The following is a 14,297-nucleotide window of genomic DNA, read 5'->3' on the forward strand; positions in this document are numbered from 1 at the left end:
GGAGCCCCTGACCGATGGGGACACACCTGCCGAGGAGCGCCCCGCATGAGCCTGACCCTGAGGACCATCAGCCGTGAGCAGCATCTGGCATTCATCCAGAGCCAGCCCGCGGCGAGCCACTGCCAGGTCCCGGCGTGGGCTGATGTGAAGACCGAGTGGCGCTCGGAGAACCTCGGCTGGTTCGACAAGTCCGGTGAGCTCGTCGGCGCCGGTCTGGTGCTCTACCGCCAGCTCCCGAAGATCAAGCGCTACCTCGCCTATCTGCCCGAGGGCCCGGTCATCAACTGGCACGCGCCCAACCTCGACGACTGGCTGCAGCCGATGCTGGCGCACCTCAAGCACCAGGGCGCCTTCTCCGTGAAGATGGGCCCCCCGGTCGTCATCCGGCGCTGGGACTCGGCCGCCATCAAGGCCGGCATCCAGGACCCGGACGTGAAGCGCCTCAAGGACGTCGAGGCCACCCACATCGAGCCGCGCGCCTTCGAAGTCGCGGACCGGCTGCGGAAGATGGGCTGGCAGCAGGCCGAGGACGGCGGCGCCGGATTCGGCGACGTGCAGCCCCGCTACGTCTTCCAGGTCCCGCTCGCGAACCGCTCGCTCGACGACGTCCTCAAGGGCTTCAACCAGCTGTGGCGCCGGAACATCAAGAAGGCCGAGAAGGCCGGCGTCGAGGTCGTCCAGGGCGGCTACGAGGACCTGGCCGAGTGGCAGCGCCTCTACGAGATCACGGCCGTCCGCGACCACTTCCGGCCGCGCCCGCTCTCGTACTTCCAGCGCATGTGGACCGTCCTCAACAGCGAGGACCCCAACCGCATGCGGCTCTACTTCGCCCGCCACAACGGCGTGAACCTCTCCGCCGCGACCATGCTCGTGGTCGGCGGCCACGTCTGGTACTCGTACGGCGCCTCCGACAACATCGGCCGTGAGGTCCGGCCCTCGAACGCGATGCAGTGGCGGATGCTGCGCGACGCCTACGCGATGGGCGCGACCGTCTACGACCTGCGGGGCATCTCGGACTCGCTCGACGAGACCGACCACCTGTTCGGGCTCATCCAGTTCAAGGTGGGTACGGGCGGCGAGGCCGTCGAGTACGTCGGCGAGTGGGACTTCCCGCTGAACAAGCTGCTCCACAAGGCGCTCGACATCTACATGTCGCGCCGCTGAGGGTTCCGTAGGCTTTCGTAGTCTCGTACACATCTTTGATACACCGCTGCCACCAGAAAGGTTCCGGGCCGGCCATGGCGCTCTCCCTCTACGTCGACACCGCTCGCTGGCGCGCGCACCAGAAGACCGTCATCGACCAGTTCCCCGGCCTCATCCCGGTCTGCAAGGGCAACGGGTACGGCTTCGGGCACGAGCGTCTCGCGGACGAGGCGGCCCGGTTCGGCTCCGACATGCTCGCCGTGGGCACCACCTACGAGGCCGCGAAGATCAAGGACTGGTTCGGCGGCGACCTGCTGGTCCTCACCCCGTTCCGCCGCGGTGAGGAACCGGTTCCGCTGCCCGACCGGGTGATCCGCTCCGTGTCGTCCGTGGACGGCGTCCGTGCCCTGGTGGGCGCCCGGGTCGTGATCGAGTGCATGAGCTCGATGAAGCGGCACGGCGTCCACGAGGAGGAGCTCCAGCAGCTCCACTCGGCCATCGAGGACGTCCGCCTGGAGGGCTTCGCCCTCCACCTCCCCCTGGACCGCCCGGACGGCACGGACGCGGTCGAGGAGGTCATCGGCTGGATGGACCGCCTGCGGGCCGCGCGGCTGCCGCTGCACACCATGTTCGTGAGCCACCTGCGGGCCGACGAGCAGGCCCGGCTCCAGCAGCAGTTCCCGCAGACCCGGTTCCGCGCCCGGATCGGCACCCGGCTCTGGCTGGGCGACCACGAGGCCACCGAGTACCGCGGAGCGGTCCTCGACGTGACCCGGGTGGCCAAGGGCGACCGGTTCGGCTACCGCCAGCAGAAGGCCGCTTCGGACGGCTGGCTGGTCGTCGTCGCCGGCGGCACGTCGCACGGCGTGGGCCTTGAGGCTCCCAAGGCGATGCACGGCGTCATGCCGCGCGCCAAGGGCGTCGCCCGGGCCGGCCTCGCCACCGTCAACCGGAACCTCTCGCCCTTCGTCTGGGCCGGGAAGCAGCGCTGGTTCGCCGAGCCGCCGCACATGCAGGTGTCGATCCTGTTCGTGCCCTCCGACGCCGAGGAGCCCCGGGTCGGCGACGAGCTCGTGGCCCATCTCCGCCACACCACGACGCAGTTCGACCGGCTCGTCGAGCGCTGAGCCGGCCGGAACGGACGATCCCCCGGGAGCCCTGCTCCCGGGGGATCGTCCGTTCTCGGGGCTATTCGGGGGCGCCCCAGGGGTAGTTCGGGTCGTCGGAGGTGCCCCAGCTGACCCGCTGCCCCTCCTCCATGCCCGGGGCGGCGTGCCGGGCCGGACGCGCGGCCCGTCCCGTCACGAAGGTGTCCTCCGCGCCGTCCAGGACGCCGCCCGAGGGGTCGTCCGAGCCGTCCTGCCGCACCGGATCCTTCTCGGGCGCCAGGATGTCGCGTACGACCATCGCGCACAGGTACAGGGTGCCCAGCAGGTGCAGGACGATCGCGAACTGGTAGCCGTCCACCGGCAGTCCCTGCTTGTTGCCGCTGCTCGTGAACGCCAGGTACATCCAGATGCCGAGGAAGTACACGACCTCGCACGCCTGCCAGACCAGGAAGTCGCGCCAGCGGGGCCGGGCGAGCGCCGCCAGCGGGACCAGCCACAGGACGTACTGCGGCGAGTAGACCTTGTTGGTGAGCACGAACGCGGCGACGATCAGGAAGGCCAGCTGGACGAAGCGGGGCCGGCGGGGCGCCGTGAACGCCAGGCAGGCGAGCCCGACCGCGGCCACCGCCATCAGGAGCAGCGCGTACAGGTTGGCCCGCTCCGGCGGGATCGTCGTCCCCGTCCGCTGGCTGACCAGCAGCCAGATCGATCCGAAGTCGACGTTCCGGTCCCGGCTGAACAGGTAGAACTGCTTCCAGCCCTCGGGAGCGAGCAGCATCACGGGCAGGTTCACGACCAGCCATGCGCCGCCGGCCCCGAGCACCGCGGTCCCGTACTCCCGCCATTTCCCGGCCCGGGCACAGAGCAGCAGCAGGGGCAGGAGGAGCAGTATCGGGTAGAACTTGGCGGCGGTGGCCAGGCCGAGCAGGATGCCGAAGGCCAGCGGCCGTCCACGCGACCACATCAGGACGGCGGCGGCGGTCAGCGCGACGGCCAGTATGTCCCAGTTGATCGTGGCGGTGAGCGCGACCGAGGGCGCCAGGGCCACCAGGAGCCCGTCCCAGGGGCGCAGGCGGTGCGTGCGGCTCACGCAGACCGCGAGGACGGCCGCGCAGACCATCAGCAGGCCCGCGTTGGCCAGCCAGTACGCGCGCTCGTTCTCGGCCGGATCGCCGCCCCCCGGCGTCAGCCAGGCCGCGACCTCCATGAACAGCCCCGTCAGGACCGGGTACTCCAGGAACGGTATGTCGCCGCCCAGCCGGTCGAAGTAGGGCACCAGGCCGTCCGCGAAGCCCCGCCCGGCGAAGAGGTGGGGGATGTCGGAGTAGCAGGCGTGGGTGTACTGGGAGGTCGTCCCGCGGAACCAGGCCCAGTTGTAGCAGGGCAGCTTCTGCACCATGCCGAGGGCGAACATGCCGATGGCCACGAGGGCGATCACCCGCACGGGCGTGAGCTGCCCGGTGCCGGACAACGCCCGGCGCCCGTAGGGGCCGCCGATCAGTTCGCTGCCCGCGGCGGCCACCTTGTCCCGGTGGGTGGGGATGACCGTCCGAGAGCGGCCCTGCGGCCGGTCCTGCGGCGCGCTCGTCTTCTGGAGGCTCGGCATGGGGGACATCCTGCCGTATGTCCCCGTGAAAACGGCGAGGGCCGCCGCGGCCGTTCCGTACGGAAGGTACGGAGCGGACGCGACGGCCCTCGGAGCGTGTCCGGGCGGAGGATCAGGGGATCCAGGTCCCGCCGCCGGGTCTGCCGTTCCCGCCGCCGCTCTCGTCGGTCGCCGTGTCGGTCGGCGTCGGCGACTCCCCACTGGGCGGCGTGGTCGTGGGCTCGCCCGTGCTGCCTCCCGGGTTGCCCGGGTTGTTGCAGTCCCAGTCCCAGACGTCACAGGTCGTCTTGCCCGGCTTGGGGGTCCTGGTCGCCGGGGGAGTCGTGGTCGCGGTCGCCGGCGGGGTCGTCGACGGCGACATCGAGTCGGTGGGAGTCGGCGTGGCCGTCGGCGTAGGCGTCGGGCTGGTGGCACCGCCGCCGAAGACGGGCTCTGCGTTCTCGATGTCCATCGGCTCGGGGAACTTCACGAGCGGCATGCCCTCGACCGCCTGCGACATGTAGTCCTGCCAGATCCGCGACGGGAACGACGAACCGTGGATCTTCTCCTGGCCGCCGGTGCCGTACATGTCCTCGAACTTGCGGTCCTTCTTCGTGTCGTCGTCGTCGTAGCGGTACATGTCGATCGCGGTCGCCAGCTGGGCGGTGTATCCCACGAACCAGGCCGACATGTTGTCGTCGGTCGTACCCGTCTTGCCGGCCACGGCGCGCCCGGGGATGCGTGCCTTCGTACCGGTGCCCTCGGGGTCGTCCACGACGTCACGGAGCACGTCGGTGACCTGGCTGGCGATCGCCGGCGAGAAGGGCTGCTTGGTCGCCGCCTCGTGCTTCTTGATGACGACGCCCTCCTTCTTGATGCTCTCCACCGAGTAGGGGTCGTTCTGCTTGCCCCCGTTGGCGAAGGTCGAGTAGGCACCGGCCATGCGGATGGCGCTCGGGCTGGAGATGCCGAGGGAGAACGAGGGCACCTCGCCCTGGACGAGCGAGCTCTCGAGGAGACCGGAGTCGACGGCGGACTGGCGGACCTTGTCGATGCCGATGTCCATGCCGAGCTGCACGTACGGCGAGTTGGCGGAACGGACCATGGCCCGGCGCAGCGAGATGCCGCCGTAGCTGGCGTTCTCGTCGTTGCTCTGCCTCCACTCCTTGCCGCTGCCGTCGAGCCAGATGTCACCGTTGTACTTCCGGATGACCAGCTCGTCCTTGCCGTTGTAGCGGCTCTTGTCCGGGTCCAGGATCTTGCGGCTGGACTCGTCCTGGACCGCGCCGAGCTTCGGGTCCCGGACGCCGTACTTCATGGCGGCGGCGAGCACGAAGGGCTTGAACGTCGATCCGACCATGGCGCCGGTGGCGTCGGCGTTGTTGGTGAAGTGCTTGGTGGCGTCGGGACCTCCGTAGAGGGCGACGATCTTCCCGGTGGCCGTGTCGACGGAGGCACCACCGAACTGGACGTGCGTGTCGTCCTCCGGGCGCGCCTTCGGGTCGATCTTGGTGTCGAGGATCTTCTTGACCGACTTCTCGAGCGCGTTCACCTTGTCCTTCTCGAAGGTGGTGAAGATCTCGTAGCCGCCGCGTTCCAGGTCCTTGACGCTGATCCCGAACTGGCTCTTGATGTTCGCGTTGGCGGTCCTGACCAGGTAGCCGATCTGGCCGCCCAGGTTGGCGCTCTGGCCGGGCTTCTTCACCTTGGGGAAGGTGGTGTACTTCGCCCGCTCCTCGGCCGTGAGACGCCCGTCCTTCTGCATCTCGTCGAGGATCCACTTCCACCGGATGGTGGCGCGTTCCGTGTTCGCCTCGGCGGTGGCCCGAGGGTCGATCTCGGGGTAGCCGGCGGGGTCGTAGTACGTCGCGCCCTTCAGCACCGCGGCGAGCAGCGCCGACTGGCTGGGGTCGAGGTCCTTGGCGTCCTTGTTGAAGTACGCGCGGGCCGCCGCCTGGATGCCGTAGGCACCTCGTCCGTAGTACGAGGTGTTCAGGTAGCCGGCCATGATGTCGCGCTTCTCGACCTCGTTGCCGACCTTCATGGAGATGAAGAGTTCCTTCACCTTCCGGGTGACGGTCTGCGACTGGTCGTCGAGGCGGTTGTTCTTCACGTACTGCTGGGTGATGGTCGAGCCGCCCTGGGTCTCGCCACCCTTGGCCATGTTCCACACGGCGCGGGCGATACCCATCGGGTCGACTCCGCGGTCGTCCCAGAAGGTCTTGTTCTCCGCCGAGATCACCGCGTTCTGCATCGACGTCGGGATCTGCTCGATGGGCACGATCTGGCGGTTGGTACCGCTGCCGGTCGCGACCATGCGGGTCTTGTCGGCCCAGTAGTAGATGTTGTTCTGCGACGTCGCGGTCAGCGCCTGGTCGGGAATCTCCACCCGCGAGTACGCGATGGCGGCAGCACCCATCAGGCTGGCCGCGAAGAACAGGAACGTGCCCGTCACGAGCTTCCACGACGGCATCCAGCGACGCCAGCCGTGCTTGTCGTACCGCGGATAGTCGATGATCCGCTTCTTGCCCGGCGGGCGACCGCCGGAGCCCCGCCCCGGACCGCTGCCGCCACCGCCGCCCCCGCGCCGGCCGCCTCCGCCGGGGCCACCAGGGCCTCCGGGGCCGTTGTCGGCGCCCTTGCGGCGGCTGCCGCGCTGGGCGGCCCGGCGGGCCTCCGCGCGGCCGCCGTAGGGGCGCTCCTCCTCCCCATGGGAGGAGGGTGGACCGTACGAGGCCGAAGGGGCCCCCATACCTACGTCATGGGCCGACCCGCGGCCCACCGGCTGCTGGGCAGCGCGCCGTACCGCCGCGCGCCCACCCGTCGGCGGCTGCTGCGGCGGCATTTTGCGACGATGCTCGCTCATCGAACGACTACTCCTCGGGCAGGCGCGTACGCCTGGAAGCGGCAGTTGAGTTCCGGTCCCCCCGAAATGTGCACGCACGGCACCCCATCGGAGGCCCATCCGTACCGCAGCCGGTCACCCGCAGCACTGACGCCCCACGGCATCGCTCGGTTCCCGGTGGTCTGCATGCCGCACAGCCTACGCACGGCCAAAACCCACGGAGAGCCGGACTTCCACCCAAATCAGGCAAGTCGATCCCTGTGAATTGACGATGTGACGCCGGTCACGGCGGTCCCACTTGTCGAGACAGTCGGGCCGTTCTATCGTGCTGATGTATCGAGTCGATACATCAGCACGGCATAAGGGCCGGGGAAGCGGAGGAGGCGACGGATGAGCAGGCGCTCGGGCATCCTCGAGTTCGCCGTTCTCGGCCTGCTCCGCGAGGCCCCCATGCACGGGTACGAGCTGCGGAAGCGCCTCAACACCTCGCTGGGCGTCTTCCGGGCCTTCAGCTACGGAACGCTGTACCCCTGCCTCAAGACGCTGGTCACCAACGGCTGGTTGATCGAGGAGCCGGGCAGCGCTCCGGAGGAGGCCCTGGCCGCTTCACTCGCAGGACGCCGGGCCAAGATCGTCTACCGGTTGACGCCGGCCGGTAAGGAGCACTTCGAGGAGCTCCTCTCCCACACGGGCCCGGACGCCTGGGAGGACGAGCACTTCGCCGCCCGATTCGCCTTCTTCGGTCAGACCGAACGCGAGGTGCGGATGCGGGTCCTGGAAGGCCGCCGCAGCCGGCTGGAGGAGCGCCTCGAGAAGATGCGCGCCTCCCTGGCCCGGACCCGCGAGCGCCTCGACGACTACACGCTTGAGCTGCAGCGCCACGGCATGGAGTCCGTGGAGCGCGAAGTGCGCTGGCTGAACGAGCTCATCGAGAGCGAGCGGGCAGGGCGGGATCAGCGATCCGGCCCCGACGCCCCCGCTCTGCACGACAACGATTCTGGAGAAACGGGCGGCCTGCCCCGGCACGGGGGCAGTACCCGGCCGGATCCGTCCGACGACACCGCCAAGTGAAACCCTGCGCACAGCAGGGCTTCCACGATCAAACAGGGAGCAACCGGAATGGGTTCGGTTCGCGTAGCCATCGTCGGCGTGGGCAACTGCGCCGCCTCGCTGGTGCAGGGCGTCGAGTACTACAAGGACGCCGACCCGGCGACCAAGGTGCCCGGCCTGATGCACGTCCAGTTCGGCGACTACCACGTCGGTGACGTCGAGTTCGTCGCCGCCTTCGACGTCGACGCGAAGAAGGTCGGCCTCGACCTCTCCGACGCCATCGGCGCCAGCGAGAACAACACCATCAAGATCTGCGACGTCCCGAACTCGGGCGTCACGGTTCAGCGTGGCCACACCCTCGACGGCCTGGGCAAGTACTACCGCCAGACCATCGAGGAGTCCGCCGAGGCCCCGGTCGACGTCGTCCAGGTCCTGAAGGACCAGCAGGTCGACGTGCTCGTCTGCTACCTGCCCGTGGGTTCCGAGGCCGCCGCGAAGTTCTACGCGCAGTGCGCCATCGACGCCAAGGTCGCCTTCGTCAACGCCCTCCCGGTCTTCATCGCCGGCACCAAGGAGTGGGCGGACAAGTTCACCGAGGCCGGTGTCCCGATCGTCGGTGACGACATCAAGTCGCAGGTCGGCGCCACCATCACGCACCGCGTCATGGCGAAGCTCTTCGAGGACCGCGGTGTCCGCCTCGAGCGCACCATGCAGCTGAACGTCGGCGGCAACATGGACTTCAAGAACATGCTCGAGCGCGAGCGCCTGGAGTCCAAGAAGATCTCGAAGACGCAGGCCGTCACCTCGCAGATCCCCGACCGCGAGCTGGGCGAGAAGAACGTCCACATCGGCCCGTCGGACTACGTGGCCTGGCTGGACGACCGCAAGTGGGCGTACGTCCGCCTCGAGGGCCGCGCGTTCGGCGACGTCCCGCTGAACCTCGAGTACAAGCTCGAGGTGTGGGACTCCCCGAACTCCGCGGGTGTCATCATCGACGCCCTGCGCGCCGCGAAGATCGCCAAGGACCGCGGCATCGGCGGCCCGATCCTCTCCGCGTCCTCGTACTTCATGAAGTCCCCGCCGGTCCAGTACTTCGACGACGAGGCCCTGGCCAACGTCGAGAAGTTCATCAAGGGTGAGGTCGAGCGCTAAAGCGCCGCACGCTTGTCGATCGAGGGTCCCCGAGGCACTGCCCGGGGGCCCTCTTCGTATGTGAGTCTTGCGCCATGTCCGTCGTACGTGATCTGCGCGTACTCCTGCGCGTGACGAACTTCCGCCGCCTGCTCGCCGTTCGCCTGCTCTCGCAGTGCGCCGACGGCGTCTATCAGGTGGCCCTGGCCACGTACGTCGTCTTCTCCCCGGAGAAGCAGACCTCCCCCGCAGCCATCGCCTCGGCCATGGCCGTGCTCCTGCTCCCGTACTCGGTCGTCGGGCCCTTCGCCGGCGTGCTCCTCGACCGCTGGCAACGGCGTCAGGTCTTCCTCTACGGGAACCTCCTCCGCGCCCTGCTCGCCTGCGGGACCGCCATGTTGGTCCTCGCCACCGTGCCCGACTGGCTCTTCTACGTCTCCGCCCTCTCCGTCACGGCCGTCAACCGCTTCGTCCTCGCCGGGCTCTCGGCCTCGCTGCCCAGGGTCGTCGACGAAGAGCGACTGGTCGTGGCGAACTCGCTCTCGCCGACCGCGGGAACGCTCGCCGCGACGCTCGGCGGTGGTCTCGCGTTCGGCGTCCGGCTGATCGCCGACGACTCCGACGCGGCCGTGGTGGCCTTCGGCGCCCTGCTCTACCTCTGCTCCGCGCTGGCCTCCCTGCGGATGCCCCGAGAACTCCTGGGGCCGGACCCGGGCCTCGTCCCGCAACGGCTCGGCTCGGCACTGGCCTCGACCGCCCACGGACTGGCGAGCGGGTTGCGGCACCTCGCCGAGCGCCGGTCCGCCGCGCGGGCTCTCATCGCGGTGGGCCTCATGCGCTTCTGTTACGGCGCCCTTCTCGTCACCGTGCTCATGCTCTGCCGCTACGCCTGGAGCTCCACCGACTCCGAGGGCCTCGGCCTCCTCGGGCTCGCCGTCGCCGCCTCGGGCGCGGGGTTCTTCGCAGCCGCCCTCCTCTCCCCCTGGGGGGTGGGACGGCTCGGTCCCTTCGGCTGGATGACCTTGTGCGCGGTCGTGGCCGCCGTCGTCGAGCCGGCACTCTGCCTGACCTTCGCCCCGGTGCCCTTCCTCGTGACCGCCTTCATCCTGGGACTGGTCACCCAGGGCTCCAAGATCGCGACGGACACGGTGGTGCAGACGGCCGTCGACGACGCCTACCGAGGACGGGTCTTCTCCCTCTACGACGTGCTGTTCAACGTCGCCTTCGTGGGTGCGGCCGGCGTCGCCGCGCTGATGCTGCCACCCGACGGCCGTTCCCCCCTTCTCGTCGTGCTGGTGGCCGCGATCTACGCGGCGACCGCCGGGGCCCTGTGGCGGGAACGCACGAAGGGGTGATGTTTCACGTGAAACACCACCCCTTCCCGGCGCGGAGGGCGTCGCTGTTTCACGTGAAACAACGGCCTGCCCCGCGCGATACGGCTCAGCCCTGAGCTGCCCACCACTCCCTGAGTGCGGCGACGGCCTCGTCGTGCTCCATCGGCCCGTTCTCCAGGCGGAGCTCCAGCAGGAACTTGTACGCCTGACCGATGGCCGGACCGGGGCCGATGTCGAGGATCTCCTGGATCTGGTTGCCGTCGAGGTCGGGGCGGATCGCGTCCAGCTCCTCCTGCTCCTGGAGCTGGGCGATGCGGTCCTCCAGGCCGTCGTAGGCACGGGAGAGCGCGGAGGCCTTCCGCTTGTTCCGCGTGGTGCAGTCCGAGCGGGTCAGCTTGTGCAGCCGGGAGAGCATCGGGCCGGCGTCACGGACGTAGCGGCGCACGGCGGAGTCCGTCCACTCGCCGGTCCCGTAGCCGTGGAAGCGAAGGTGCAGCTCCACCAGCCGCGAGACGTCCTTGATCATCTCGTTGGAGTACTTGAGCGCGGTCATGCGCTTCTTGGTCATCTTCGCGCCCACCACCTCGTGGTGGTGGAAGGAGACGCGGCCGTCCTTCTCGAAACGACGCGTACGCGGCTTCCCGATGTCGTGGAGCAGGGCCGCGAGGCGCAGCACCAGGTCGGGCCCGTCCTCCTCCAGGTCGATCGCCTGGTCGAGCACGGTCAGCGAGTGCTCATAGACGTCCTTGTGCCGGTGGTGCTCGTCACTCTCCAGTCGCAGCGAAGGCAGCTCGGGCAGGACGTGCTCGGCGAGGCCCGTGTCCACGAGGAGACCGAGGCCCTCACGGGGGTGTGCCGAGAGCAGCAGCTTGTTGAGCTCCTCACGGATCCGCTCGGCGGAGACGATCTCGATCCGGCCGGACATCTCCGTCATGGCCGTGACCACCTCGGGCGCGACCTCGAAGTCGAGCTGCGCGGCGAACCGCGCGGCCCGCATCATCCGCAGGGGGTCGTCGGAGAAGGACTCCTCCGGCGTACCCGGCGTACGCAGCACTCGGGCGGCGAGATCCTCAAGGCCGCCGTACGGGTCGATGAACGTCTTCTCGGGCAGGGCCACGGCCATGGCGTTGACGGTGAAGTCACGCCGGACGAGGTCCGCCTCGATGGAGTCGCCGTAGGAGACCTCGGGCTTGCGCGAGGTCCGGTCGTACGCCTCCGAGCGGTACGTCGTGACCTCGATCTCAAAGCGCTGATCGACGTCTCCGACGCGAGCGTCCTTCTGGCAGCCGACCGTCCCGAAGGCGATTCCGACCTCCCACACGGCGTCGGCCCACGGACGGACGATCTTCAGTACGTCCTCGGGGCGGGCGTCGGTGGTGAAGTCCAGGTCGTTGCCGAGCCGGCCGAGGAGCGCGTCCCGTACCGAGCCACCGACCAGCGCGAGGCTGAACCCGGCATCCTGGAAGCGGCGGGCGAGGTCGTCGGCGACAGGGGACACACGCAGCAGTTCACTGACCGCGCGGCGTTGCACCTGGCTCAGTGCAGTCGTGGTGTCTTCGTTGGCGTTCGGCACAACAGAAAAGGGTACGTGCCCCGGCTCGCCGCGACGTCCCCGATTTCCCGCGGGGAGAGATCGGCTGGAGCAGTCCCCGGCACTTGCCCCCAGCGTGCCTCGTTACCATGCCTGGACACAGCAACCGGGAATCATCGACACCACTGGCACCACTGACAACGACGAGGACGGGCGAACGCGTGGCCGAGGCGGCAGACATCCAGGGAACCGGTCCCTCACCTGCCCGCCGATGGCTGCGGCGCACGATCACCGTCGCCTTCGGGGCGCCGCTCCTCGCCGGACTGCTCCAGGCCCCGGCCGTCGCGGCCCCTGCGATCGCCGCCGAGGAAGGCACCGGATCCAGGACCGTCGATGTGTCGCTCGACACCCTGACTCCGAACACCCCTGTCGAAGGGGACACCGTCACGGTCACCGGAACGGTGACCAACCGGGGGAAGAAGACCGTCACCGACGCGACCGTCGACCTGCGCGTCGGGCCGCGGATGACGAGCCGCAGCGAGATCGAGCAGGTGACGGGACGCACCGGGTACCGGTACGACAGCGACCCCGCTGCGCTCGAGGACGGCCCCACCGTCAGGATTCCCCGCCTCGGCGCCGGCCTCAGCGCGGATTTCTCGCTGTCCGTCCCGGTCTCCGACCTCGGCCTCGACGACGCGGGCGTCTACCAGCTGGGCGTCTCCCTCACCGGGGACACCTCCGACCAGGGATCCGACCGGGTCCTCGGCATCGAGCGGACCTTCCTGCCGTACCAGCCCGAGGCCACCAAGAAGAAGACCCAGCTGACCTACCTCTGGCCGCTGATCTCCTCCTCCCACGTCTCGGCGGAGACGGCCACGGACGACCAGCAGACCCCGGTGTTCGAGGACGACGCCCTGGCCGCCGAGCTGCGCCCGGGCGGGCGCCTGGACCAGCTGGTCGCGCTCGGCAAGGACCTGCCCGTCACCTGGGTGCTCGATCCCGACCTGCTGGCCACCGTCGACGCCATGGCGAACGGTTACCGGGTCAAGGACGGCACCCTGCACGTCCCCGGGAAAAACAAGGACGTCGCCGAGCAGTGGCTGAACGCTCTGGAGAAGGCGGTCCAGGGGCGCGAGGTCATCGCCCTGCCCTTCGCCGACCCCGACCTCGCCTCCCTCGCCCATCACGGCAAGGACGTCCCCGGATCGCTGGGGCACCTCCAGTCGGCGACCGACCTCGCCGGGACGACCGTCGAGACCGTCCTCCACCTCCGGCCGTCCACCGACTTCGCCTGGCCCGTCGAAGGCGCCGTCGACCCCTCCATCGTGGCGGTCGCGACCTCGGCGGGCGCGGACAAGGTGATCGCCCGCAGCGACAGCGTCCGCGACGACCTCTCCTACACGCCCACGGCTGCCCGCCCGCTGGGCAACGGCAGCACCACGGCCGTGGTGAGCGACGCCGTCCTCTCCACCACCTTCGACGGCGACATGGTCCGCGCGGAGAGTTCCACGCTCGCGGTCCAGGAGTTCCTCGCCCAGTCGCTCGCGATCACCCTGGAGCAGCCGGAGGACCAGCGCAGCGTGGTGGTCGCCCCGCAGCGGACGCCGACCGTCGCCCAGGCCCAGAGCATGGCCACGGCCCTGCAGGGCCTCTCCGCCAAGCGCTGGAGCCAGCCGCTCGGTCTCGTCGCCGCCGCCGCGGCCAAGCCCGACCCTGACGCCTCGACCGCGGTGCCCAGCACCTCCCGGTACCCGAAGAAGCTGCGCGCCCGCGAACTGCCGGTCCAGGCCTTCCGTGACATGAAGACCACCCGCGACGAACTGGACGACTTCAAGATCGTCCTGGAGCAGCCGGAACGCGTCGTGGCGCCGTTCGGCAACGCGATCAACCGCGAGATGTCGGTCTCCTGGCGCGGCCAGGTCAGAGCGGCCCTGGTCTACCGCAGCAACGTCCTGGAGTACCTCCAGGGGCTCACCAAGAGCGTCCAGCTGGTCGACAAGTCGGACCTCACGCTCTCCGGCCGCAGCGCGACCATCCCCGTGACCGTGCAGAACAAGCTGCTGCAGGGCGTGGACCATCTGGTGCTGCGCCTCACCTCCGGCAACAAGAACCGGCTGGAGGTGAACGGCGAGGGGTTCGCCGAACTCCCCGTGAAGATCAACGGCGGCCACAGCCAGTCGGTGAAGTTCACGGCCTCCGCCAACGTCAACGGCCAGGTGCCGATGACCGCCCAGCTCTACACCGAGGACGGCACGCCCTACGGGCAGCCGATGACCTTCAACGTGAAGGTCTCCGAGATGACCCCCACCGTGATGCTCGTGATCGCGGGAGGCGTCCTGCTCCTCGTCCTCGCCGGCGTACGCATGTACACCCAGCGCAAGCGGATCGCGGCACGGAACGCCGAGGCGGAGGCGGCCGAGGCCGAAGAGCCCGCCGAAGGCGAGGCCGAAGGAGACGGACCCTCCGGGGACGGACCCGAGCAGCCGAGTGACCCTACGCCGGACACCGGGTCCGAAAGCGGCGGCCCGTCGGGCCCGGGTGAGAAAGTGGACCGTTGAGCGATGTCGTG

9 protein-coding genes are annotated in these 14,297 nt (G+C 69.4%); 6 read left to right on the forward strand and 3 right to left on the reverse strand.

The genetic code is table 11. From position 1 onward, the window contains the following. Window positions 1–45 precede the first annotated feature (45 nt). Window positions 46–1,164: a lipid II:glycine glycyltransferase FemX gene (locus tag OO54_RS03830; protein WP_017240413.1), complete on the forward strand. Its 1,119-nt coding sequence runs from the start codon at window positions 46–48 to the stop codon at window positions 1,162–1,164. 74 nt (window positions 1,165–1,238) lie between these two features. Then, on the forward strand, window positions 1,239–2,270 hold the full coding sequence (locus OO54_RS03835) for an alanine racemase (protein WP_017240412.1): 1,032 nt from the start codon (window positions 1,239–1,241) through the stop codon (window positions 2,268–2,270). Between the two features lie 61 nt (window positions 2,271–2,331). Here the strand turns inward: OO54_RS03835 and OO54_RS03840 are convergent, their stop codons facing one another. Both OO54_RS03840 and OO54_RS03845 read right to left on the reverse strand, forming a co-directional pair. Beyond that, a complete protein-coding gene (locus tag OO54_RS03840) occupies window positions 2,332–3,858 on the reverse strand; it encodes a glycosyltransferase family 87 protein (protein WP_033201441.1) in 1,527 nt (508 codons plus the stop codon). Window positions 3,859–3,970: 112 nt separating this feature from the next. Next, window positions 3,971–6,703 (reverse strand): transglycosylase domain-containing protein, encoded by a 2,733-nt coding sequence (locus tag OO54_RS03845; RefSeq protein ID WP_078905030.1) that lies wholly within the window; start codon window positions 6,701–6,703, stop codon window positions 3,971–3,973. A gap of 369 nt (window positions 6,704–7,072) precedes the next feature. Between OO54_RS03845 and OO54_RS03850 the strand changes: the two genes are divergently transcribed. The 3 genes from OO54_RS03850 (at window position 7,073) to OO54_RS03860 (ending at window position 10,218) form a co-directional block, all read left to right on the forward strand. Beyond that, window positions 7,073–7,753: a PadR family transcriptional regulator gene (locus OO54_RS03850; protein ID WP_033201442.1), complete on the forward strand. Its 681-nt coding sequence runs from the start codon at window positions 7,073–7,075 to the stop codon at window positions 7,751–7,753. A 48-nt stretch (window positions 7,754–7,801) separates the two neighbouring features. Then, window positions 7,802–8,884 carry an inositol-3-phosphate synthase gene (locus tag OO54_RS03855; protein WP_033201443.1) on the forward strand — a complete coding sequence of 361 codons (1,083 nt, stop codon included), beginning with the start codon at window positions 7,802–7,804 and terminating at the stop codon, window positions 8,882–8,884. A 74-nt stretch (window positions 8,885–8,958) separates the two neighbouring features. Then, window positions 8,959–10,218 (forward strand): MFS transporter, encoded by a 1,260-nt coding sequence (locus tag OO54_RS03860; protein WP_033201444.1) that lies wholly within the window; start codon window positions 8,959–8,961, stop codon window positions 10,216–10,218. An 85-nt stretch (window positions 10,219–10,303) separates the two neighbouring features. Here OO54_RS03860 and OO54_RS03865 read toward each other — a convergent pair whose 3' ends face one another. Continuing rightward, window positions 10,304–11,770: a CCA tRNA nucleotidyltransferase gene (locus tag OO54_RS03865; RefSeq protein WP_200146642.1), complete on the reverse strand. Its 1,467-nt coding sequence runs from the start codon at window positions 11,768–11,770 to the stop codon at window positions 10,304–10,306. A gap of 179 nt (window positions 11,771–11,949) precedes the next feature. Between OO54_RS03865 and OO54_RS03870 the strand changes: the two genes are divergently transcribed. After that, window positions 11,950–14,286 carry a DUF6049 family protein gene (locus OO54_RS03870; protein ID WP_033201446.1) on the forward strand — a complete coding sequence of 779 codons (2,337 nt, stop codon included), beginning with the start codon at window positions 11,950–11,952 and terminating at the stop codon, window positions 14,284–14,286. The last annotated feature ends 11 nt before the right edge of the window (window positions 14,287–14,297 follow it).

It is taken from the genome of Streptomyces wedmorensis, assembly GCF_000716445.1.
GTDB classification, from domain to species: domain Bacteria; phylum Actinomycetota; class Actinomycetes; order Streptomycetales; family Streptomycetaceae; genus Streptomyces; species Streptomyces wedmorensis.